Genomic DNA, 20987 nt, shown 5'->3' with positions numbered 1-20987 from the left:
TTACTTTGATTTCATACTTGCCTTTATATTAATATTCTCAAAACTGGAGACATCAATTACTTCCTCTAAGTCCACATCAAAAGAAATTTCAATACTGTCTCCTACAATTGTAACTGGCAATTGGTTCGATATTTGAGAGGAACCTACAAAAATATTTGGATAATCTTTCACTTTGAAATAATAAAAGCTATTCCCGTTTTTGACATCATTTTGGATTCGGGTCACTACGGATTTTAGCGATTTTTTAGTAGAAATACTATTCGGGTTTATTTTGTTATCCGACATATTATACACATTTTTAAACGAAGTCAACGTTTCTCGCATCGTATTGCCCACACCAACAATCGTATAATCTGAAATAGCAACCATTGCAAACATTTTCACCAGTCCACCATCATCTTTAAGTGTCATTACATACGTGGGAATGTTATTAATATTATAGGGAATTGGCAAAGAAGCCTTATATCCTTTTTCCTGAACTTTTCCTTGGGCAGAGCTTTGGGCAGCATATTCTGTTGCGCCACCTTGTTTATAAAAAGTTGTTTCTTTGGTTCTGGTATCCACCAAAACAAAACCAACGGCAGATTCTTCTTTCCCCACCGAAGTCAATCCAGTATACCAATACGATTTATTGTCTTTCCCGTAAACCAATGTCAATCCTTCTGTAATTTGGAGTTTATCCTGATTAGAGAAATTCCAGTATCCGTGAATGTATTCGCCCCAATCATTTAACTGATCTTCGATGAAATCCAAAGGCTGAATACGGTCTATCCATTTTGGTGTTTTAGCAATTGAATATTCGTTTATAACACCAGATTGGGCATCAACCACAATAACTCCAGTAGCTTCTTTTCCGGAGAATCCAATTTTTTTCCCATATTTAGTAACAATCCAAAACGGATTTCCAGCATCATCAATCTCAAAACTAAAATCAGCCAAACCAACCGTAGCATTTCCGTTAAAATAAACGTGTCTGTGAATGTCGCTTTGAAAATAAGCGCCTTGCTGGTATTTAATCTTGATATCCTTCCCTCCTATACTCTGAACTAATTTTACATCACGTTCATTGGTTGCAGAAACCATAACATATCCCGCAGTTCCTTCTTGGTTGTTAAACCATTTCAAAAAACCCGAATGCAATAATGGTGCAACCCAGTACAAGTCATTATTTACTTTTTGGATGCAAAAATCACCTAATTCTACCTGACTTCCCAAAGCAGGCTGTGAACCTAAAATTTTCTCGCCAAGAAGATGTGCAAGCTCCTCATCGACCACACGGATTTTATCAATAGAAATTGGAGCTATGTGATTGGTTATTTTTTGACCGTTTTTGACTTCGCCTATTAACTTTTGATAGGAATCACTCCTGAACATTTTAAGGCTGGTTACAAAAGGGAGTGCCGTGCAATACACTAAAAGTATTGCTGCAAGAATATACCAAACCTTGTTTGGCTTAGAAACAATCTTAACTTGTTTAGTTTGTTGTGAAACCGAGAGACCAAGAGAAAATAAAATCCCAAGAATCACCAATAACAATAAAATTACAGCAAAACCCGTGAAGCCATAATGAAGCACTGGCAGGTTACTGTAAAAAAGTAACAACCCAAAAAGGAGTAAGAAAGCAATGGAGAAAATCTTTTTCATAAAGCTAATTTTTATATTTTATTAGTAATCGAAAAATAAAAAATGTTACAGGAAAAGTTCGTAATAATTTAATACTGAAGCCTAAAAGATTCCTTCTATTTAAATCTAAAAATGAAAAATGAAACTTTCAACAAATTATAAGGTTTTGTTAATATTAGTTTAACACCTATGTTTTGGAAAAAAAATAAAAGTTTAAACATTAGATTTGTAAAAAGAGTAATCCTAATGAAGTTATTAATTGTTGAAGATGAACCAAATCTTTCGTCTATTATCCGTAAAGGATTTTCAGAAAAAAACCACGAAGTAAGTGTTGCACTTGATGGTACAACTGCATTAGATTTGCTTTCGAATCACAATTTTGATGTGGTGATATTAGATGTAATGTTACCTGACATTAATGGAATTGAAATTTGTAGACGTTTGAGAGCTGCTGAAAACTTTGTTCCAATTTTACTTTTAACTGCTTTAGGAAGTACTGAAAATATAATCAACGGATTGAATTCTGGTGCCGATGATTACTTATTAAAACCGTTTAAATTTTTAGAACTTGATGCAAGAGTTAATGCACTTTCTAGAAGAGCCGGACAAGTACAAAAACCGAATGAAATCATAAGCATTGCTGATCTTCAAATCAATTCAAAAACAAAATCTGTGACCAGAAATGGAGATTCCATTGTATTGACAGCTAAAGAATTTAAATTATTGTATTACCTAGCCATCAACTCTGAATCTATTTTATCCCGTGAACAACTTTTAGACAATGTGTGGGATATTAATTTCGATATGAATACTAATGTAATTGATGTTTATATTAATTATTTAAGAAAAAAAATTGACAAACCATACGAAACTAAACTGATTCACACCATGAAAGGTTTAGGTTATGTACTGAAACTATAAAAATGCAGATTAAGAAAAAAATTACTTTTACCTATATTGCGCTTTCCACCCTGAGCACACTTTTACTAAGTTTGGTGGTTTTTTTCTTGTTTAAACAAAACAACCAATATCATTTTTTGAAAAGATTACAAGATCGAGCTAAAATTGTGGCGTCTATTCATTATCAAAATGATCCTGTAAAAACTCGTTATTTCAAAGAATTTAAAGCTAATGGACTTGAAGAACTAATTAATGAGAATAATTATGTTTTAAAAGTCAGCGGAAAAAATACCTTTGAATACAACACCAATCTTGATTTACCAGCTGACTTTTATTCGAAAGTCATGGCGAATGGTTCGAATTGGATTGAGGATAATAACCGTTATTTTTATGCCCAGACTTTTACAGAATCCAATCAAAAATATATTGTAATCATTACTGCAATAGACCGCAGAGGAAATGTTAGCAGCATTTATATCATTCAAATTCTCTTTTTTGGCGGATTAGCTTTTATATTATTGGCCTACTTTCTAGGTAGATTTCTAGCACGAAGGGTTATCAATCCAGTAGCACGAATTACGGATGAAGTAAAAATTATAAGCGCATCAAATCTCCACAACCGACTTCCTGAAACCAATAGTTCAGATGAAATTGGCGATTTGACAAAGACTTTTAACAACATGTTGGACCGACTGGAAACTTCATTTGAAATACAAGCAAATTTTATCAATAATGCGTCACATGAACTAAAGACACCCGTAACAACCATAATTGCAGAAGCCGAAATCATGCTTTTGAAAGAAAGAAATGTTTCGGATTACATTGTATCTTTAGAGAATATTCACAGCCAGGCATCCCGACTCGGTGACCTTACCGAAAGCCTCTTGAAACTGACGCAAAGTGGTTATGATGGAAAAAAACAATTATTAGATGTTGTTCGAATTGATGAACTCCTTATGGATGTAAAATCTGATATTGATAAAATTTATCCCAATAACAGAGTCACAATAAAGTTCATGAAATTTCCAAGTGACCCGAGTTTATTGGAAATTCCCTGTAACAAATCCTTACTAGAACTTTCGTTGAACAATATCATTGCCAATGGTGTAAAATATTCGGATAACGAAACCGTCTTTGTGACTTTATCCGTCAACAATTCAATCATTAAAATTTCAATTACTGATATTGGCATTGGTATTCCTGCAGAAGATATTCCGCATCTTTACGAGCCCTTTTTTCGAGGAAAAAAAGCATCCAAATATAATGGTTACGGATTGGGACTTCCACTTGCCATGAAAATCATCCGAATGCATAATGGAGAACTTCAAATACAATCAGAGCCTGACAAAGGGACAATTGTAAACATTACTTTTAAAACTACCAACATTAAAAATTCTAATGTTAATTCTTAGAATATTCTAATTTTAATTTAAGGTTACCATAAGCTAGGTGCTTTTATTTTGTGTGTATAAAGAAATCAAATCTAATACATATGAAAAATATCCTTATCCCATCGACATTACAAAACGACACTATCAATGCGGTAAAAACGGCTATAAAATCATCTAATGGAACTCCAAGCCAGCTCATATTGATGTTACTTGCAGATATTCCTGATACCTTTTCTTCGTCTAGTTTATTACGAGGCATCAATAAAGGACTGACTACCACCCAAGAAAATGTTTTGGAGATATGCAGAGAAATAACGCAAGAATCTAACAATTGCAACTTAAAAATCCACCATCAATATGGTATTTCGGCTCCACTTTTCAAAAATATTCTGGAGCATTTTACTATTGGATTAACCATTGTTACACCTTCTTTTAAATCTTCTAAAAAGAAAATTAATTCAATGTGTGTACAAATTATTTCTAATAGCAAATGCCCCATTTTACACACAAACGAGACCTTAGATAAAGAAACATTCAGCCAAGCAATGTATCTTAAAAATTCAGATTCAATGCTAGAAACCGAAGATCTTCAAGCGTATATAAACACTCTTTTTTCTTTAAAAATCGTTAGCGAAACTAAGATAAATGAAGAGGGAAAACGTGACGAAATACATCCGCTTTTAGCTGACGCCATATCAAAAAACAACATTGATATTTTGATTGAAACTAGAAAACCTAAAAAATTAAAACGACTTAAAAAAGAAAAGAAAGCACTTAACGAAACATTAGGGTTACCCGTTCTTTCCCTATATGAAGAGGTTTCTTAACAAAGAAAATGATTGTTTCAATTTTACAACAAAATATATGCTATTAAAAAAGAAAATCCCAATGAAATATGTGTTGGGAAAAATAAAAACAGAACTAACATTAGTGATTCTGTTTTGTATCGCCTTTGAGGTTTTTCATTATTACTTCAAAACAGTTTCGGTGAACATTCCTATCGCAATACCTACTATTATTGGTACAATTATCTCATTATTGTTAGCATTCAAATCCAATCAAGCCTATGACCGCTGGTGGGAAGCAAGAATAATATGGGGTGCTATCGTGAATGATTCCAGAACACTATTGCGTCAAATTATTGTTTTCTATAACGACCCTGATTTTTCTGTTGAGGCAAACGATTTTAAAGAAAAATTTGCAAAAAGACAAGCGGCTTGGTGCTATAGCTTAGGGCAATCACTTCGAGAAAAAGACCCTATTAAACCCATAAAAGAGTTGCTTAATGAAGAAGAATTACGATTCGTAAAAAGACACAAACATGTGCCAAACGCCATTTTAATGTTACACGCCAAAGATTTAAAAAAAGCGTTAATCAGCCATAAAATTAATGCATACCAACAAGTTGAAATTGACAATACATTAACACGATTGTGTGATGCTATGGGTAAATGTGAACGGATAAAAAACACCATTTTCCCAACAACGTATAGTATGTATATTCGATTTGCGTTGTGTTTATTTATAATCCTATTGCCTTTTGGATTGATCAATATCATTGGCTGGCTACAAATTCCATTAGTGACAACAATTGCTGCAGCTTTTTTCTTAATCGAAAAAATGGCAATTCATTTGCAAGATCCATTTGAAAACAGACCTACAGATACTCCTGTAAGTGCAATTTCAAATACAATTGAGAAGAACCTAACCCAAATGGTAAACGAATATAGAGATGAGTTTGAGGAAGAATTTTACCCTTATCAATCATCGAATCAAGCGATTCAACCGTTAAAGAATGCATATTTCGTTCTTTAGTATTTTGATTTTTAGTGCTAATCCACTCGATTAATTCGAGTGGATTTTTTTTTGACCAAATGTCTATTTGTAAAACTGGAATCTATTTGTCAGTAACAAAAGGGAAACACCGATAGTTTTAAATACCGTAAAAAATAGTATTTTTGCATTTCGATTGAAAGCTAATTTTTCAATCTTTATTTTTTTCAATCTTTAAAACAGACACATGAAAGCATACGTATTTCCAGGTCAAGGCGCACAATTCACAGGAATGGGTAAAGACTTATATGAAAATTCTACTCTTGCAAAAGAATTATTCGAGAAAGCAAATGAGATTTTAGGATTTCGCATCACAGACATCATGTTTGAAGGAACTGCCGAAGAATTAAAAGAAACTAAAGTGACCCAACCAGCTGTATTCTTGCACTCGGTGATTTTAGCAAAAACCTTAGGTGAAGATTTCAAACCTGAAATGGTAGCAGGACATTCACTAGGGGAATTCTCAGCATTGGTAGCAAATGGTGCTTTGTCTTTTGAAGACGGATTAAAGTTAGTTTCTCAAAGAGCTTTGGCAATGCAAAAAGCCTGCGAAATAAAACCATCGACTATGGCTGCTGTTTTAGGATTAGCTGACACTATTGTAGAGGAAGTTTGCGCTTCGATTGACGGAATTGTAGTAGCTGCAAATTACAACTGTCCTGGACAATTAGTAATTTCAGGAGAAACATCAGCAGTCGAAAAAGCATGCGAAGCGATGAAAGCAGCTGGTGCAAAACGCGCATTATTATTACCTGTTGGAGGCGCTTTTCACTCTCCAATGATGGAACCGGCTCGTGAAGAACTCGCTGCAGCTATTGAAGCTACGACATTCGCTACTCCTATTTGCCCAGTATATCAAAATGTAACCGCAAGCGCAGTATCTGATGCTGACGAAATTAAGAAAAACTTAATCATTCAATTGACAGCTCCTGTAAAATGGACGCAATCTGTTCAACAAATGATAAAAGACGGCGCTACATTATTTACCGAAGTTGGTCCTGGAAAAGTATTAGCCGGATTAATTGGCAAAATAGATAAAGAAGCAGTTACTGCGAATGCATAAAACAGTAATCAATTGATACTGCTAAACAAAATCCTCATAAGCTTATGTTTATGAGGATTTTGTTTATCTTTATAGTAAGAGTTCACTCAATTATACACTTTTTAAAATAAAAAAAATGAAAAAAGTACTTTTAGGATTATCTTTTGCGGCAATTTTAATGACTTCTTGCAAAAAAGAAACAAAGGAAGAAGTTAAAGAGGCGACAGAAGCCGTTGGTAATGAAATGGAAGAAGCTATCGATACAGCCGCTGTAAAAGTTGATGCTGCAGCTGATTCTACTAAAGTTAAAGCAGGAGAAGCTCTTGAAAAAGGAGCTCAAAAAATGGATGAAGCTGCTCAAAAATTGAAAGAAGCAGCAAAAAAATAAATAAAAAAAAGGGTTGTCATTAGACAACCCTTTTTTTATTTTCTAATCTTCTGTTCCCATTTCCAGGCACTTGCCATCGCTTCTTCCAGAGTGGATTGCGCTTTCCATCCCAAAATATCATTGGCTTTATCCGTATTGGCGTAAGCCGATGTAATATCTCCCTCTCTACGACCAACAATTTTGTAAGGCAGTTTTTTACCGCTTACTTTTTCAAAAGTATGTATCACTTCTAAAACGGAACTTCCTGTTCCAGTTCCCAAATTAAAAGTTTCAACTTTAGCCGTATTTTTTTTATTCAATAGGCGTTGTAAAGCAATCACGTGGGCTTTTGCCAAATCGACTACGTGAATATAATCACGAACAGCCGTTCCATCTGGAGTTGGGTAATCATCCCCATAAACAGCTAATTCTTTTCGTAATCCAAAACCAGTTTGCGTAATAAATGGCACCAAATTCTGAGGAACTCCAATAGGTAATTCTCCAATCTCTGTGGATGGATGCGCCCCAATTGGATTAAAATAACGCAATAAAATTGCATTGATATTAGTTACTTTGGCAGTATCAGTGATAATTTCCTCTCCTATTTGTTTCGTATTTCCGTAAGGCGACATCGCGGTTTGAATAGAGGCGTTTTCAGTAATTGGCATCGTTTCGGCTTGACCGTACACCGTACAAGAAGAACTAAAAATAAAACTCGCTTCTGGTTTTTGCTGCAATTCCTGCAAAATATAAACTAACGCATTGATGTTATTTTCATAATACAACAACGGATTTTCTACGCTTTCACCCACTGCTTTTGAAGCTGCAAAATGAATGACACCTGAAATATCATGATGTCTTTTGAAAAAATCCTGTACTTTATCTTTTTCACGTAAATCTAATTTTTCGAACGCTGGGACTTTCCCCGTAATATTCTGAATTCCATCCAAGACATTCAAGGATGTATTAGATAAATTATCTACAACGATGACTTCATATCCTTCGTTTTGTAATTCTACCACTGTGTGAGACCCAATAAAACCTAAACCTCCTGTAACTAATATTTTCATGATTTTTATTTGTATTAACGCAATTTATAGCGTCTCTTAATATTTATCGCATATAAAAAAGACGCGATAAATCGCGTCTTTACATTATTTCAAAAATTCTAAAACGCTATCTGTAATAAATTTAATTTGCTCGTCATCCAATTCGGTATGCATCGGCAATGAAAGTACTTCCTGAACCAATTGATTAGTAACTGGAAAATCTTCTTCTTTATACCTAGAATCCAAATATGCTTTTTGCGAATGCAGCGGAATTGGATAATATATAGCACACGGAATCCCTTTTTCTAACAGGTGTTGCATTAAACCATTTCTATCAGCATCTATAATTCGTAAAGTATATTGATGAAAAACATGACAATCACAAATTTCACAAATACTAGGTGCTATTATATTTTTATGTCCTTCAAAAGCTGCTGAATATTTTCTGGCTGCATCTTGCCTAGCTTTACCATATTGATCTAACAAAGGTAATTTAGCATTTAAAACCGCGGCCTGAATACTGTCTAATCTTGAGTTCACACCTACAACATCATGATGATATCGCTCGTACATTCCGTGATTTACAATTCCACGAAGTTTATGAGCCAACGCATCATCATTGGTAAAAATTGCTCCACCGTCTCCGTAGCAACCTAGATTTTTGGAAGGAAAAAACGAAGTCGCGCCTACATGTCCAATAGTTCCAGCTTTCTTTTTAGTTCCATCAGAAAATTTACAATTGGCACCTATCGCTTGCGCATTATCTTCGATTACGAATAAATTATATTCTTTGGCAACAGCCATAATCGCTTCCATATTCGCAGCACGACCAAACAAATGCACGGGTACAATTGCTTTCGTTTTAGGTGTAATCGCTTTTTTAATCCCTTCAATAGAAATATTCATATTATACATATCTACATCGACTAAAACGGGGGTCAATTGCAATAAAGCAATTACTTCCACTGTCGCTGCAAAAGTAAAGTCGGCCGTAATAACCTCATCTCCTGGTTTTAAATCCAATCCCATCATTGCAATCTGTAAGGCATCAGTCCCATTAGCACAAGGAATTACGTGCTTTACGTCAAGATATTCTTCTAAAGATTTTTGGAATTGATGTACCTGAGGTCCGTTAATATAAGTATTAGTATCTAAAACCTCCTGAATAGAAAGGTTAACGGTATCTTTTATTTTTTCATATTGACTTTTTAAGTCAACCATTTGGATTTTTTTCATTGCAATTTTTGTTTAATGTTCGAAAGGTTATAGTTTTTAGAAACCACAAACACTTTCTTAAAACGAAGAACAAAAATAGTTATTTATGAGTTTAAACCAATGCAACCCACATTAAAAAAAGATTTTATTCCAATGAGATAAAAAGCGAGTTGCTGACACCTAAAATTTATTATATTGATGCGGAAGAAATAAAGATAAAGAAAACGTATTTTAGCCCCAAAATTTAAATGATGCTTTTTCTTTATACTTTAATGGTTCAGTTTGCTGGCTTTTTATTAAAAATAGCGGCTTTTTTCAGTCCAAAAATGAAACTTTTTGTCGAAGGTCGTAAACCGGTTTTCACAATTTTGGAACAAAAAATAAAACCTGCCGATAAAACAATTTGGTTCCACGCTGCCTCCTTAGGCGAATATGAGCAGGGCTTACCTGTAATTGAAAAAATAAAAGAGCAATTCCCATCACATAAAATCATTCTGACTTTTTTCTCGCCATCAGGTTATGAGGTTCGAAAAAACAACACCGTAGCTGATGTAACGGTCTACTTGCCTTTGGATACTAAAAAAAATGCATACCAATTTTTGAAACTCATTCATCCAGATTTAGTATTTTTTATCAAATATGAATACTGGCCAAATTATTTATCTGAACTCAAAAAACGAAATACCAAAACCTATTTAATTTCTGGAATTCTGAGAAAAAACCAACTGTTTTTCAAATGGTATGGTGGCTTTTACAGAAAAGCATTAAACACATTCACTTACTTTTTTGTACAAAATGAAACTTCAAAAAAACTACTACAACAAATAGATAAAACGAATGTTTCGGTTTCTGGCGATACTCGATTTGACAGAGTTGCCACAATTTTAGACAAAGACAATTCCTTAGATTTTATTGCTCAATTTAAAGAGAATACGCTAACAGTCGTTGTAGGAAGCTCATGGCCAAAAGATGAAAATTTACTAGTGAACTTTATTAATTCGAATACACTAAAGGTCAAATTTATAATTGCACCACACAATATCAAAGAAGAACAAATTCAGCAATTAAAAGACAGCATCACTAAAAAAACCATTTTATTCTCTGAAAAAGAAGGAAAAAATCCTGCTGATTTTGACGTTTTCATCATTGATACTATTGGTATTTTGACAAAAATTTACAGTTATGCTGATATTGCGTATGTAGGTGGTGGTTTCGGAAATTCTGGCATTCACAATGTGTTGGAACCAGCAACTTTTGGAGTTCCAGTACTCATCGGACCTAACTATTCGCATTTTGCAGAAGCAGTCGCATTAGTAAATATGGAAGCTTGTATTTCTATTAACACTATTGAAAAGCTGGACGAAGCATTAAAAAACCTTATCACAAATGATGATATCAGGCAAGAAAAGGGCCATATGTGTAGCACTTTTGTGCAAATGAACAAGGGTGCAACAAGTATCATTCTAAAACACATCTTAAATGATTCAATTTAAATCAGTAGCAATTTCTGATATTGAAACGGTTGTCAGCATGATGAAAGCATTTTATGCAATTGATAATTATCCTATTGATGTTGATGTCTCCAGAACTTTATTTAAAGAATTTATTTCGAATGAAAATCTGGGAAAATCATGGCTCATTTTATCTGATAATGAAATTGTAGGCTATGTTATTCTAACCTTTGTTTTTAGTTTTGAGTACCAAGGTAAAATTGCTTTTTTAGACGAATTATATTTGAACGAAAAAGCCCGAGGAATTGGAATTGGAAGTCAAGCCGTACAATTTGTTTTAGAGGAAAGCAAAAAATTATCATTAAAATTAATCTATCTAGAAATAGAAAATCACAATCAAAACGCACAAAAATTGTATATTGCAAACGGTTTTGAATTACACAATCGGAAATTAATGACCTACAAAATCAAGTAAAATTGCAAATTAAATAGATAAACATGAAATTTTTAAAACTATTCCTATTATTATTCGTTATTCAGACACAGGCACAACAAGGTGGTATGTGGATTCCTTCCTTATTAAAAGGAATGAATGAAAACGAGATGAAAAATTTAGGCATGAAAATGTCTATTAAAGAGATCTATGATGTCAATCAATCAAGTATGAAGGATGCCGTTCCACACTTTAATGGCGGTTGCACCTCTGAAGTTATTTCCCCAAAAGGATTGATTTTGACCAATCACCATTGTGGATATTCTCAAATCCAATCACATTCAACTGTAGAAAACGATTACCTGACAGACGGTTTTTGGGCTTATAAAATGGAAGATGAATTGCCAAATGAAGGTTTGACTGTAACTTTCATTGTCAAAATAGAAGATGTAACCGTATCTGTTCTGGAAGGAACTGCTGCGCTTACAAGTGAAGCTGAAAAACAGAAAAAAATTCAGGAAAACATTTCGGCATTAAGCATTTCTTTACCAAAAGAAAATTGGCAAGAAAATAAAATTCGTACATTTTATGAAGGAAATCAATACATGCTCTTTGTAACCGAAACTTTTACTGATGTTCGTCTAGTTGGTGCTCCACCTACATCAATAGGAAAATTTGGTTCTGATACTGACAACTGGGTTTGGCCACGTCATACTGGAGATTTTTCTCTATTTAGAATCTATGCTGATAAAAATAATCGACCAGCAAAATATTCAAAAGAGAATGTTCCTTACACTCCAAAACACTTTTTACCTATCTCACTTGATGGCGTAGCCGAAGATGATTTTACTTTGGTATTTGGTTATCCTGGAAAAACAAATGAATATTTGCCTGCTGTTGCAATTGAACAAATTGTAAACGAATTAAATCCGGCAAAAATTGAGATTAGAGACAAAGCTTTGAAAGTTGCCGATGGTTTTATGCGAAAAGACAACGCTATCAAAATTCAATACGCTTCAAAATATGCGAGTATCGCTAATTATTGGAAAAAATGGATTGGCGAAACACAAGGATTGAAAAAATCAAATGCGGTAGCTGCAAAAAAAGAAACTGAAAAAGCATTTCAGCAAAAAATAGCAAAAGCAGGAAAAGAAAAAGAATATGGAACACTATTAGCTGATTTCGAGAAAAACTACACAGCAATCGCTCCTTACGCTTTGGCAAGAGACTATTTTATGGAAATAGTTCAACGCAATACTGAATTACTGAGCACTGGATATAAATTGTACCAATTAGAGCAAGTTTACAATGCAAGAGGAGAGCAAGCGTTCAATGACAGAAAAAACAATTTGATTACCGGACTAGCTGATTTCTACAAAAACTTCAATGCAACTGTTGATGAAAGAGTTTTTGAACAATTGATTGAATTATACGCTACAAAATCTTCCAAACAGTTTTTGCCACAAAGTTTGATCAATATCAATGCTAAAAATTTAGCATTGGAAATATATTCTAAATCCAAACTTCAAAATTATGACAGTTTGAAAAAATTACTATCCGGAGATGCTCGTACGGTCATAACAAACTTAAATGCCGACCCAGGCTTTGTTCTAGTAAAAGAATTATCCGATAAATACGCAAAAGAAATTGCGCCAAAATACGACGAAATCAATTTAACTATTACAGCATTGCAACGCACCTATATGAAAGCGCAATTGGAGTTGAATACAGATGGTCGCATTTTTCCAGATGCAAACAGTACCCTAAGAGTAACTTATGGAAAAGTAAAAGGATACGAGCCTAAAGACGCTACACTATACACACCAATAACCTATTTAGATGGGGTAATGGAAAAATACATTCCAGGTGATTACGAATTTGATGTTCCTGGAAAATTAATTGATCTTTACAAAACAAAAGATTATGGTCCATATAGCGAAAATGGGAAAATGCCGGTTTGTTTTATTGGTACGAATCATACTACTGGAGGTAACTCAGGAAGTCCAGCCATGGATGCTTACGGAAACTTAATAGGACTTAATTTTGATAGGGTTTGGGAAGGAACCATGAGCGACATCTATTACGACCCAAGTATTTGTAGAAACATTATGGTAGACATACGCTACGTCCTATTTATCATGGATAAATATGCTGGTGCAAAAAATTTGATAAGTGAACTAAAACTAGTTCACCCAAAGAAAAGTAAACCTTTGAAAAAGAAAAACTTACAGTAAAATCAAGGAATCAACAACGATATAAAGCATTTATTGATTATGTGTCTTAATTGGCATAATAATTGTTATTTGTTTCGGCGTTGACAAAAAATATTATTTTTTAAAAAAAAAATAAAAAAATATTTTACATATTAAAAAATTTATATCTTTGCCACGAATTAATAATTAACCTTTTATATTAAATTAAGATGAAAAAAGTATTTTTAAGTTTAGCTGCTGTTGCTGTTTTGACTGTTGTATCATGTAAAAAAGCTGACGCTCCTGCTGAGGACGCTGCTGCTGTAGTTGATTCTGCTGCTGCTGTTGTTGATTCTGCTGCTGCTGTAGTTGATTCTGCTGCTGTTGTTGTTGATTCTGCTGCTGCTGTTGCTACTGACGCTGCTGCTACTGCTACTGAAGCTGCAAAAAAATAATTAGAACTTAAATTCTAAAAATTTTAAAGCCATCCGCTATGCGAGATGGCTTTTTTAATTTGTATAATTCCCAATTATCTCATTTATAAGAGATCAATAAAAAAGCGAGTCTTGAAAATATAATTTTCAAGACTCGCTTTTTGTATTTACATATTTACCCGAGTGCCTTAATCCGAAAAAATAAAATCATTTCCAGAAAAATCCAATACCTCTGAATTTGCACCATATCGCACGATTTCATCGATTCCTTTCTGCAAACGCAACGATGTCGTATATTTTCTACTTGTTGCAAAATGATTCCCTTCCAGCATTAACTTAAAATAGAATTTCCCACTAGAAGATTTAAACTTTAAAAAGTCAGCCAAACCAATTGTAGCTTTAAATTTTTCAATGTCCTCTTCGCACTCAAACTTAAGTTCATAACTTAAACTTGTAAAAACAACTTTTCCTTTCCTGGAAGTAAAAACAAACTTATACTCGTCGTTATATCTTTTACTAATAACAAAAGCTCCCATGAAATTTTAGATTTTAGATTGTCGTTTTTGAATTCTAGACACAATGATTCGAATTTACTTTTACAGAAACTCTTTCTTATGAGTTACAAATTCTTATAAAATAAAAAAAGCTCCAAACATAGTTTGAAGCTTTTTTAGTACTCAGAGCGGGACTTGAACCCGCACGAACATTGCTGTTCACTGGATTTTAAGTCCAGCGTGTCTACCAATTTCACCATCCGAGCATTATGTGGTGTTGGAGCGAAAAACGGGGCTCGAACCCGCGACCTCGACCTTGGCAAGGTCGCGCTCTACCAACTGAGCTATTTTCGCATTTTCAATTCTTTGAAAGAACCGCGATACTTGTTGTGTATTGCGGATGCAAATTTAGGACATTTATTGAATTATACAAGCCTTTTTTATAAAAAAATCACAGATAAAAGGTAATGTTCTGATACCGTAAACTTTAAACCAAAATAAATTATTTTCTAGTCAACATTCTTTTAATCTCATTGAGTTTCATCAGTGCCTCCATAGGCGTAATCGTATTTATATCCAGACTTATAATCTCATCTTTGATTTCCTCCAATAAAGGATCATCTAGATTAAAAAAGCTCATTTGCATGTCGTCTTGCGCCGCTTTAATTCCGTTCAGGGCATCGCTAGAATGATTCTTTTCCAATTTCTTCAAAAGCTTTTGTGCTTTCAAAATTACAATCTGAGGCATTCCCGCCATCTTTGCTACATGTATTCCAAAACTGTGTGCGCTTCCCCCTTTTACCAATTTTCGAATAAAAAGCACCGTATCTTTCAATTCTTTAACAGCCACATTAAAATTCTGAATTCTTGGCAATGATTCACTCATTTCATTCAACTCGTGATAATGCGTTGCAAATAATGTTTTGGGTTTTGAAGGATGCTCATGTAAAAACTCAGCTATCGCCCAAGCAATAGAAATTCCATCATAAGTACTCGTACCTCTCCCAATTTCATCCAAAAGCACTAAACTTCGATCCGAAATGTTATTTAAGATAGAAGCCGTTTCATTCATTTCGACCATAAACGTAGATTCACCCATCGAAATATTATCGCTGGCTCCTACTCTAGTGAATATTTTATCGACAACTCCCATTCTCACGCTTTCTGCAGGAACAAAACTTCCCATTTGAGCTAATAGCACGATCAAGGCAGTTTGACGCAAAATAGCGGACTTTCCAGACATATTTGGACCCGTAATCATAATCAATTGTTGTGTTTCTCTATCCAAAAAAACATCATTGGCAATGTAAGGCATACCAACAGGCAATTGTTTTTCGATAACGGGATGCCTACCATTTTTAATTTCTAGTTCGAATGTTTCGTCAAGTTCTGGACAAACATATTTATTTTCGATGGCCAATTGCGTGAAAGAACACAAACAGTCTAGTTGTGCCACCAAATTAGCATTCATTTGAACCGGTTTGATATACGTAGCAATCCAACCAACTAATTGTTCGAACAATTCTACTTCTATTTTATGAATTTTTTCTTCAGCACCAAGAATTTTAGTTTCGTATTCTTTTAATTCCTCGGTGATGTAGCGTTCAGCATTGACCAAAGTTTGTTTTCGAATCCATTCCACAGGAACTTTGTCCTTATGCATGTTTCTAACTTCAATGTAATAGCCAAAAACGTTATTAAAAGAAATTTTCAACGAAGAGATTCCCGTTAGTTGTGATTCTCGTTTTTCAATTCCTTCCAAGAATTCTTTTCCAGAAGTTGATATTGCACGCAACTCATCTAATTCAGCATTGATTCCTTTGGCTATCGCGTTTCCTTTGGCAATAGCCACAGGCGCATCTTGATTCAAAACAGTTTTGATTTTTTCGCGTAACAATTCACAACTGTGCAAACTATCTCCAATTACTTTTACTGCTTCTTGCGGACTTTCTAAAGCTAAGTTTTTTATCGGAATAATTGCATCTAAGGATTCTTTAAGATACACCACTTCGCGAGGTGATACTTTTCCCGCAGCAATTTTTGAGATTAGACGTTCCAGATCAGAAATTTGCTTAATTTGATTTTGAATGTTCTTTAAAACGGACTGATTCTCTTTTAAATAAGAAACCACTTCATGGCGGTTTTTTATTTTAGCACTATCCTTCAGAGGAAGCGCCAACCAACGTTTCAACAAACGACCACCCATTGGCGAAAGCGTTTTATCAATAACATCCAATAGTGTAACCGCATTAGGATTATAACTGTGATACAATTCCAGATTGCGAATCGTGAAACGATCCATCCAAACATAAGCATCTTCGGCAATACGCTGAATAGATGTAATGTGCTGCACTTTATTGTGTTGTGTTTCGGATAGATAATACAAAATAGCTCCCGAAGCAATAATTCCTTCTTTTAATTCTTCGATTCCAAATCCTTTCAAAGAGATGGTCTGAAAATGCTTCGTTAAAGTTTCGAATGCGTAGTCTTCTTTATAAATCCAGTCTTCCAGATAAAAACTATGATAGTCCTCTCCGAAAATTTCCCGGAAATCACTTTTATTATTTTTTGGAATTAAAACTTCGCTTGGATTAAAGTTTTGCAACAGTTTATCAATGTATTCTGCATTGCCTTGCGCCGTTAAAAACTCCCCTGTTGAAACATCCAGAAAAGAAATCCCTATTGATTTAGTAGTAAAAAAAACAGAGGCTAAAAAGTTATTGGTTTTAGATTGCAAAACCTCATCATTCATAGAAACACCAGGAGTCACTAATTCCGTAACCCCACGCTTTACAATGGTTTTTGTCATTTTAGGATCTTCGAGCTGGTCACAAATTGCCACACGAAGTCCAGCTTTGACTAATTTTGGTAGGTAGGTATTCAAGGAATGATGCGGAAAACCAGCTAGTGCAGTTTCCGTCTCTGAACCCGCTCCGCGCTTCGTTAAGACAATTCCTAATATTTTTGAAGCACGAACTGCGTCCTCTCCAAATGTCTCATAAAAATCTCCCACACGAAACAAAAGACAAGCATCAGGATACTTTCTTTTGATCTCATTGTACTGCTTCATTAACGGAGTTTCCTTAACTACTTTATCTTTAGATGCCAATTGTATTTATGTTTAAAAAATGAAAAAATATCAGCGAATTTATATATTTTAAAACAAATAAATAAGGAGTTCAAAAAATTAAACTATTTTAAGAAAGATTTAAGTCTTAATTTCTATTTTTTATTTAGATTTGTACTTACTTTAAATTGAAATAGATATGAAAAAAATAATTACCCTAGCTATGCTAGTTGTTTTAGGAGTGGCAACTTCTACTGCACAAGAAACTTCAAAAAAATTAAAAGCATCAACAACTAAGGCAGTTACTGCAAAAGTAAATGGTGCAGGAATGGTTTTTGTAAGCGAAACTATTGACTATGGTACTGTTGCCTATAACTCAGATGGTAGACGTGAATTTGTTTTCACAAATAACGGTAACAAACCTTTAATCATTACTAATGCTCAAGGATCTTGTGGTTGCACCGTTCCTACTTATCCAAAAGAACCAATTGCTCCAGGAGCAAAAGGAGTTATTGGAGTAAAATATGATACTTCAAGAGGCGGTCAAGCTTTTACTAAAACAGTAACATTGACAACTAACGCTGTTGTTCCAACCAAAACACTTACAATAAAAGGAAATGTTTTAGCTGCTCCTGCCGCAAAAAGCTAAATTTTAACTAAATACACAAAAAAGCTTCCATTAACTTCGGAAGCTTTTTTTTTGAATAATTTACAAAATATGAGAAAGCTAGAAAACAGCGAACTGGATCGAAAATCTATTGAAGCCTTTAAACAATCTGAAAAAACACCTCTGATTTTAGTATTAGATGATATCCGCAGTTTGCATAATATTGGCTCCGTATTTAGAACTGCCGACGCTTTTCTAATTGAAAAAATATATTTATGTGGTATTACTGCCACACCTCCAAACAAAGAAATTCACAAAACAGCATTAGGAGCGACAGATACGGTAACTTGGGAACATCACGAAAGTGTTCTTGCTGTTATCGAAAAATTAAAAGCCGAAGAGGTAATGACACTTGCTATAGAACAAGTAGAAAGCGCCATTTTTCTTCAAGATTTTAAAGTTAAAAAAGGAGAGAAATATGCTTTGGTTTTTGGAAACGAAGTATATGGTGTTTCACAGGAAGCAGTTGCACTATGCGATGGTTGTATTGAAATCCCACAATTAGGCACCAAACATTCCTTGAACATATCCGTTAGTGCAGGAATTGTAGTTTGGGACTTATTTCAAAAACTGAACTGGCCAAAATGATTTTTTAATAAAACACCAATTAGGTAATACTTTTATCGCATGAGAATTTATAACTTTTTGAAATTATCGTTAGTTTTTTTATCGCTTGTTCCAATGGCAGATTGTTCCGCCACTTCCTTTTATTCGAGAAAGAAAAATACTGCTGAAATCTCAAAAAGCCTTATAAATAAATCACATCGTAATTGTATCAAAAATCTAAATCCATTATTAATTGCAGATAATGCTCCACGAATTACAGCAACTGGAAATCAGAATTACTGTCCTGGAACCTCATTAAAAATAGTAACCGATGTTAGCATAACAAACTCAGATATCACTGACACAGGCTCAGATGCGATTTACATTCAGATTTCTTCGGGATACGTTAATGGGCAGGATTTAATTCAATTAGCCAATCCCTCATTACATCCAACAATTATTTCCAGTTGGGATATTGCCTCAGGAAAATTAAAATTATACAGCCCAACTGGAGCAGATGTTTTATATAGCGACTTTGTAAAAGCGATAAAAGACATTGAATATAGCAATTCATCCGCTTCTCCTTCAGGGACTCGGAATTTTTCAATAACAATAGGGCAAGCCAATTATTTACCTCGAAATGGACATTATTACCTGTACGTCCCAAACTTAGGAATTAGTTGGACCGCCGCCAAAGCTGCAGCTGAAGCAAGCACTTATTACGGATTACAAGGCTACCTAGCTACACTCACGGCAGCCGACGAAGCAAAAATATCTGGAGAGCAAGCAGTTGGTAATGGCTGGATTGGTGGTAGCGATGCTGGATCAGAAGGAGTCTGGAAATGGATGACTGGTCCTGAAAATGGAACTGTTTTTTGGAACGGAGGAATAAATGGCTCCTCTCCAACTTACGCAAATTGGAATTCTGGAGAGCCTAATAACAGCAATAATAATGAACATTATGCGCACGTTAAAGCCCCTGGTGTTCCAGGAACACCAGGATCATGGAACGACTTACAATTAAATGGTGATTCAAGTGGCGATTATCAGGCAAAAGGATATATTGTTGAATATGGAGGAATGCCTGGAGATCCAATACTTGAAATTGCAACTAGCACAACCTTAACAATTGCACAAATAACAGAAACAATGCCTGCTTCACGATGTGATTCCGGCACAGTTACGCTACAAGCAACCTCCTCTAATGGTACGGTGAATTGGTATGATGCCGCAACTGGCGGAACTTTATTAACAACAGTCAACACCTATACAACACCATTTTTATCAGCTACAACAACTTATTATGTTGATGCCGGATGCTCTAATAGAACAGCAGTTACAGCCACCATAAATACTATTCCCACCATTACAACTACCAACTCTCCTGTTTCCAGATGCGGATCAGGAATGGTAACACTTCAAGCAACCACTAATGTTGGTAATATAAACTGGCATTCTAGTTCAACCAGCAGCACAATCATAGGAACTGGAACAAGCCTCACTGTACCCAATGTTACTAATAATTCAACCTATTACGCAGAAGCAATTAACAACGAATGTACTAATGTAAACAGAATTCCCGTTGAAGTTATTATTTATTCCCCTCCAGCTGTTCTGGATCAAGAGGTAACACTATGTAAGTCAAGCACACTAACACTTGATGCACAAATTCCTAACATGAATTACTTATGGTCTACCGGCGAAACAACATCAACAATTACAGTTTCAACTCCTGGTATTTATACCTTAGACGTTACCAGTCTTACACCTGAAAATTGTACCAGCAGAAAAAAAATCACTGTTGTTGAGCATACAACTCCGGTGATAAACACTATTGATGTAAACGGTACAACGGTTGTAATTTATTTAATAAAATCAGAGGAATATTTTGAATATTCTGTTGACGGAATCAACTATCAAAGTTCGAATGTATTTTTCAATGTATCGAGCGGTTTACAAACAGCGTATGTAAGAGAAGTCAATTCTTGCGGGGCAGACAGCAAAACATTTGTAGTTTTAATTGCTCCAAAATTCTTTACCCCAAACAACGATGCCTATAATGACGTATGGGAAATAAAAGGATTGATTAATTATCCAGAAGCAGAAGTGACCATTTTTGATCGCTATGGAAAATTAATTACTAAACTAAGTGCAACCAATCTAACTTGGAACGGAACTTTCAATAAAAATTTATTACCGGCTGACGATTATTGGTACATCTTGAAAATCGACAATACAAAACCTGTATTAAAAGGACATTTTTCTCTAAAAAGGTAATTGAAA

18 protein-coding genes and 2 tRNA genes are annotated in these 20987 nt (G+C 34.5%); 13 read left to right on the top strand and 7 right to left on the bottom strand.

Features of this window, described 5'->3' with window-relative positions:
• Positions 1-1644: a hypothetical protein gene (locus V5J73_RS02260; RefSeq protein WP_338647318.1), complete on the bottom strand. Its 1644-nt coding sequence runs from the start codon at positions 1642-1644 to the stop codon at positions 1-3.
• Positions 1645-1869: 225 nt separating this feature from the next.
• Between V5J73_RS02260 and V5J73_RS02255 the strand changes: the two genes are divergently transcribed.
• The 6 genes from V5J73_RS02255 (at position 1870) to V5J73_RS02230 (ending at position 7177) form a co-directional block, all read left to right on the top strand.
• On the top strand, positions 1870-2544 hold the full coding sequence (locus tag V5J73_RS02255) for a response regulator transcription factor (protein ID WP_338647317.1): 675 nt from the start codon (positions 1870-1872) through the stop codon (positions 2542-2544).
• A gap of 116 nt (positions 2545-2660) precedes the next feature.
• Positions 2661-3935: a HAMP domain-containing sensor histidine kinase gene (locus V5J73_RS02250; RefSeq protein WP_338647315.1), complete on the top strand. Its 1275-nt coding sequence runs from the start codon at positions 2661-2663 to the stop codon at positions 3933-3935.
• Between the two features lie 80 nt (positions 3936-4015).
• The gene (locus V5J73_RS02245) at positions 4016-4741 is read left to right on the top strand and encodes a hypothetical protein (protein ID WP_338647314.1); all 726 of its coding nucleotides are present in this window, start codon (positions 4016-4018) and stop codon (positions 4739-4741) included.
• Positions 4742-4802: 61 nt separating this feature from the next.
• Entirely contained in the window at positions 4803-5729 is a 927-nt protein-coding gene (locus tag V5J73_RS02240; RefSeq protein WP_338647311.1) for a bestrophin family protein, read from the top strand.
• Between the two features lie 205 nt (positions 5730-5934).
• Positions 5935-6810, top strand: a complete 876-nt coding sequence (fabD, locus tag V5J73_RS02235; RefSeq protein ID WP_338647309.1) for an ACP S-malonyltransferase — start codon at positions 5935-5937, stop codon at positions 6808-6810.
• A 115-nt stretch (positions 6811-6925) separates the two neighbouring features.
• A complete protein-coding gene (locus V5J73_RS02230) occupies positions 6926-7177 on the top strand; it encodes a hypothetical protein (protein ID WP_338647308.1) in 252 nt (83 codons plus the stop codon).
• 35 nt (positions 7178-7212) lie between these two features.
• On the opposite strand, the gene galE is transcribed toward V5J73_RS02230, so the two are convergent.
• Positions 7213-8226 carry a UDP-glucose 4-epimerase GalE gene (gene galE, locus V5J73_RS02225; protein ID WP_338647306.1) on the bottom strand — a complete coding sequence of 338 codons (1014 nt, stop codon included), beginning with the start codon at positions 8224-8226 and terminating at the stop codon, positions 7213-7215.
• 84 nt (positions 8227-8310) lie between these two features.
• A complete protein-coding gene (locus V5J73_RS02220) occupies positions 8311-9441 on the bottom strand; it encodes a DegT/DnrJ/EryC1/StrS family aminotransferase (RefSeq protein WP_338647305.1) in 1131 nt (376 codons plus the stop codon).
• A gap of 230 nt (positions 9442-9671) precedes the next feature.
• Between V5J73_RS02220 and V5J73_RS02215 the strand changes: the two genes are divergently transcribed.
• The 4 genes from V5J73_RS02215 to V5J73_RS02200 all read left to right on the top strand — a co-directional run bounded on the left by V5J73_RS02215 (position 9672) and on the right by V5J73_RS02200 (position 13951).
• Positions 9672-10913: a 3-deoxy-D-manno-octulosonic acid transferase gene (locus V5J73_RS02215; RefSeq protein ID WP_338647304.1), complete on the top strand. Its 1242-nt coding sequence runs from the start codon at positions 9672-9674 to the stop codon at positions 10911-10913.
• Positions 10900-11346 (top strand): GNAT family N-acetyltransferase, encoded by a 447-nt coding sequence (locus V5J73_RS02210; RefSeq protein ID WP_338647303.1) that lies wholly within the window; start codon positions 10900-10902, stop codon positions 11344-11346. The genes V5J73_RS02215 and V5J73_RS02210 overlap by 14 nt, the downstream gene beginning before the upstream one ends.
• Before the next feature lie 23 nt (positions 11347-11369).
• The gene (locus V5J73_RS02205; protein WP_338647302.1) at positions 11370-13538 is read left to right on the top strand and encodes a S46 family peptidase; all 2169 of its coding nucleotides are present in this window, start codon (positions 11370-11372) and stop codon (positions 13536-13538) included.
• Between the two features lie 188 nt (positions 13539-13726).
• Positions 13727-13951 carry a PG1828 family lipoprotein gene (locus V5J73_RS02200; RefSeq protein WP_338647301.1) on the top strand — a complete coding sequence of 75 codons (225 nt, stop codon included), beginning with the start codon at positions 13727-13729 and terminating at the stop codon, positions 13949-13951.
• A gap of 167 nt (positions 13952-14118) precedes the next feature.
• On the opposite strand, the gene V5J73_RS02195 is transcribed toward V5J73_RS02200, so the two are convergent.
• The 4 genes from V5J73_RS02195 to mutS form a co-directional block, all read right to left on the bottom strand.
• Complete coding sequence (locus tag V5J73_RS02195; RefSeq protein ID WP_338647300.1) at positions 14119-14466, bottom strand: DUF1508 domain-containing protein; 348 nt, start codon at positions 14464-14466, stop codon at positions 14119-14121.
• Between the two features lie 138 nt (positions 14467-14604).
• Positions 14605-14690: transfer RNA gene (locus tag V5J73_RS02190), tRNA-Leu, on the bottom strand.
• A gap of 12 nt (positions 14691-14702) precedes the next feature.
• Positions 14703-14778 (bottom strand) — tRNA-Gly (locus V5J73_RS02185).
• 148 nt (positions 14779-14926) lie between these two features.
• Positions 14927-17533 (bottom strand): DNA mismatch repair protein MutS, encoded by a 2607-nt coding sequence (gene mutS, locus V5J73_RS02180; protein WP_338647299.1) that lies wholly within the window; start codon positions 17531-17533, stop codon positions 14927-14929.
• Positions 17534-17690: 157 nt separating this feature from the next.
• On the opposite strand from mutS, the gene V5J73_RS02175 reads away from it, so the two are divergent.
• The 3 genes from V5J73_RS02175 (at position 17691) to V5J73_RS02165 (ending at position 20981) form a co-directional block, all read left to right on the top strand.
• Positions 17691-18140, top strand: a complete 450-nt coding sequence (locus V5J73_RS02175; protein ID WP_338647297.1) for a DUF1573 domain-containing protein — start codon at positions 17691-17693, stop codon at positions 18138-18140.
• Positions 18141-18209: 69 nt separating this feature from the next.
• Entirely contained in the window at positions 18210-18746 is a 537-nt protein-coding gene (locus V5J73_RS02170; protein ID WP_338647296.1) for an RNA methyltransferase, read from the top strand.
• Between the two features lie 93 nt (positions 18747-18839).
• Entirely contained in the window at positions 18840-20981 is a 2142-nt protein-coding gene (locus V5J73_RS02165; RefSeq protein WP_338647295.1) for a T9SS type B sorting domain-containing protein, read from the top strand.
• Positions 20982-20987: the final 6 nt, after the last annotated feature.

Source organism: Flavobacterium sp. KS-LB2 (assembly GCF_036895565.1).
Classification (GTDB): domain Bacteria; phylum Bacteroidota; class Bacteroidia; order Flavobacteriales; family Flavobacteriaceae; genus Flavobacterium.
Note: the sequence above shows the minus strand (reverse complement) of the source record. Positions and strands in the feature narration are given on the sequence as shown.

Coding starts and splice junctions, on each gene's coding strand:
- V5J73_RS02260 (WP_338647318.1), bottom strand. CDS start 1,644: ATGAAAAAGATTTTCTCCATTGCTTTCTTACTCCTTTTTGGGTTGTTA.
- V5J73_RS02255 (WP_338647317.1), top strand. CDS start 1,870: ATGAAGTTATTAATTGTTGAAGATGAACCAAATCTTTCGTCTATTATC.
- V5J73_RS02245 (WP_338647314.1), top strand. CDS start 4,016: ATGAAAAATATCCTTATCCCATCGACATTACAAAACGACACTATCAAT.
- V5J73_RS02240 (WP_338647311.1), top strand. CDS start 4,803: ATGAAATATGTGTTGGGAAAAATAAAAACAGAACTAACATTAGTGATT.
- fabD (WP_338647309.1), top strand. CDS start 5,935: ATGAAAGCATACGTATTTCCAGGTCAAGGCGCACAATTCACAGGAATG.
- V5J73_RS02230 (WP_338647308.1), top strand. CDS start 6,926: ATGAAAAAAGTACTTTTAGGATTATCTTTTGCGGCAATTTTAATGACT.
- galE (WP_338647306.1), bottom strand. CDS start 8,226: ATGAAAATATTAGTTACAGGAGGTTTAGGTTTTATTGGGTCTCACACA.
- V5J73_RS02220 (WP_338647305.1), bottom strand. CDS start 9,441: ATGAAAAAAATCCAAATGGTTGACTTAAAAAGTCAATATGAAAAAATA.
- V5J73_RS02215 (WP_338647304.1), top strand. CDS start 9,672: ATGCTTTTTCTTTATACTTTAATGGTTCAGTTTGCTGGCTTTTTATTA.
- V5J73_RS02210 (WP_338647303.1), top strand. CDS start 10,900: ATGATTCAATTTAAATCAGTAGCAATTTCTGATATTGAAACGGTTGTC.
- V5J73_RS02205 (WP_338647302.1), top strand. CDS start 11,370: ATGAAATTTTTAAAACTATTCCTATTATTATTCGTTATTCAGACACAG.
- V5J73_RS02200 (WP_338647301.1), top strand. CDS start 13,727: ATGAAAAAAGTATTTTTAAGTTTAGCTGCTGTTGCTGTTTTGACTGTT.
- V5J73_RS02195 (WP_338647300.1), bottom strand. CDS start 14,466: ATGGGAGCTTTTGTTATTAGTAAAAGATATAACGACGAGTATAAGTTT.
- V5J73_RS02175 (WP_338647297.1), top strand. CDS start 17,691: ATGAAAAAAATAATTACCCTAGCTATGCTAGTTGTTTTAGGAGTGGCA.
- V5J73_RS02170 (WP_338647296.1), top strand. CDS start 18,210: ATGAGAAAGCTAGAAAACAGCGAACTGGATCGAAAATCTATTGAAGCC.
- V5J73_RS02165 (WP_338647295.1), top strand. CDS start 18,840: ATGGCAGATTGTTCCGCCACTTCCTTTTATTCGAGAAAGAAAAATACT.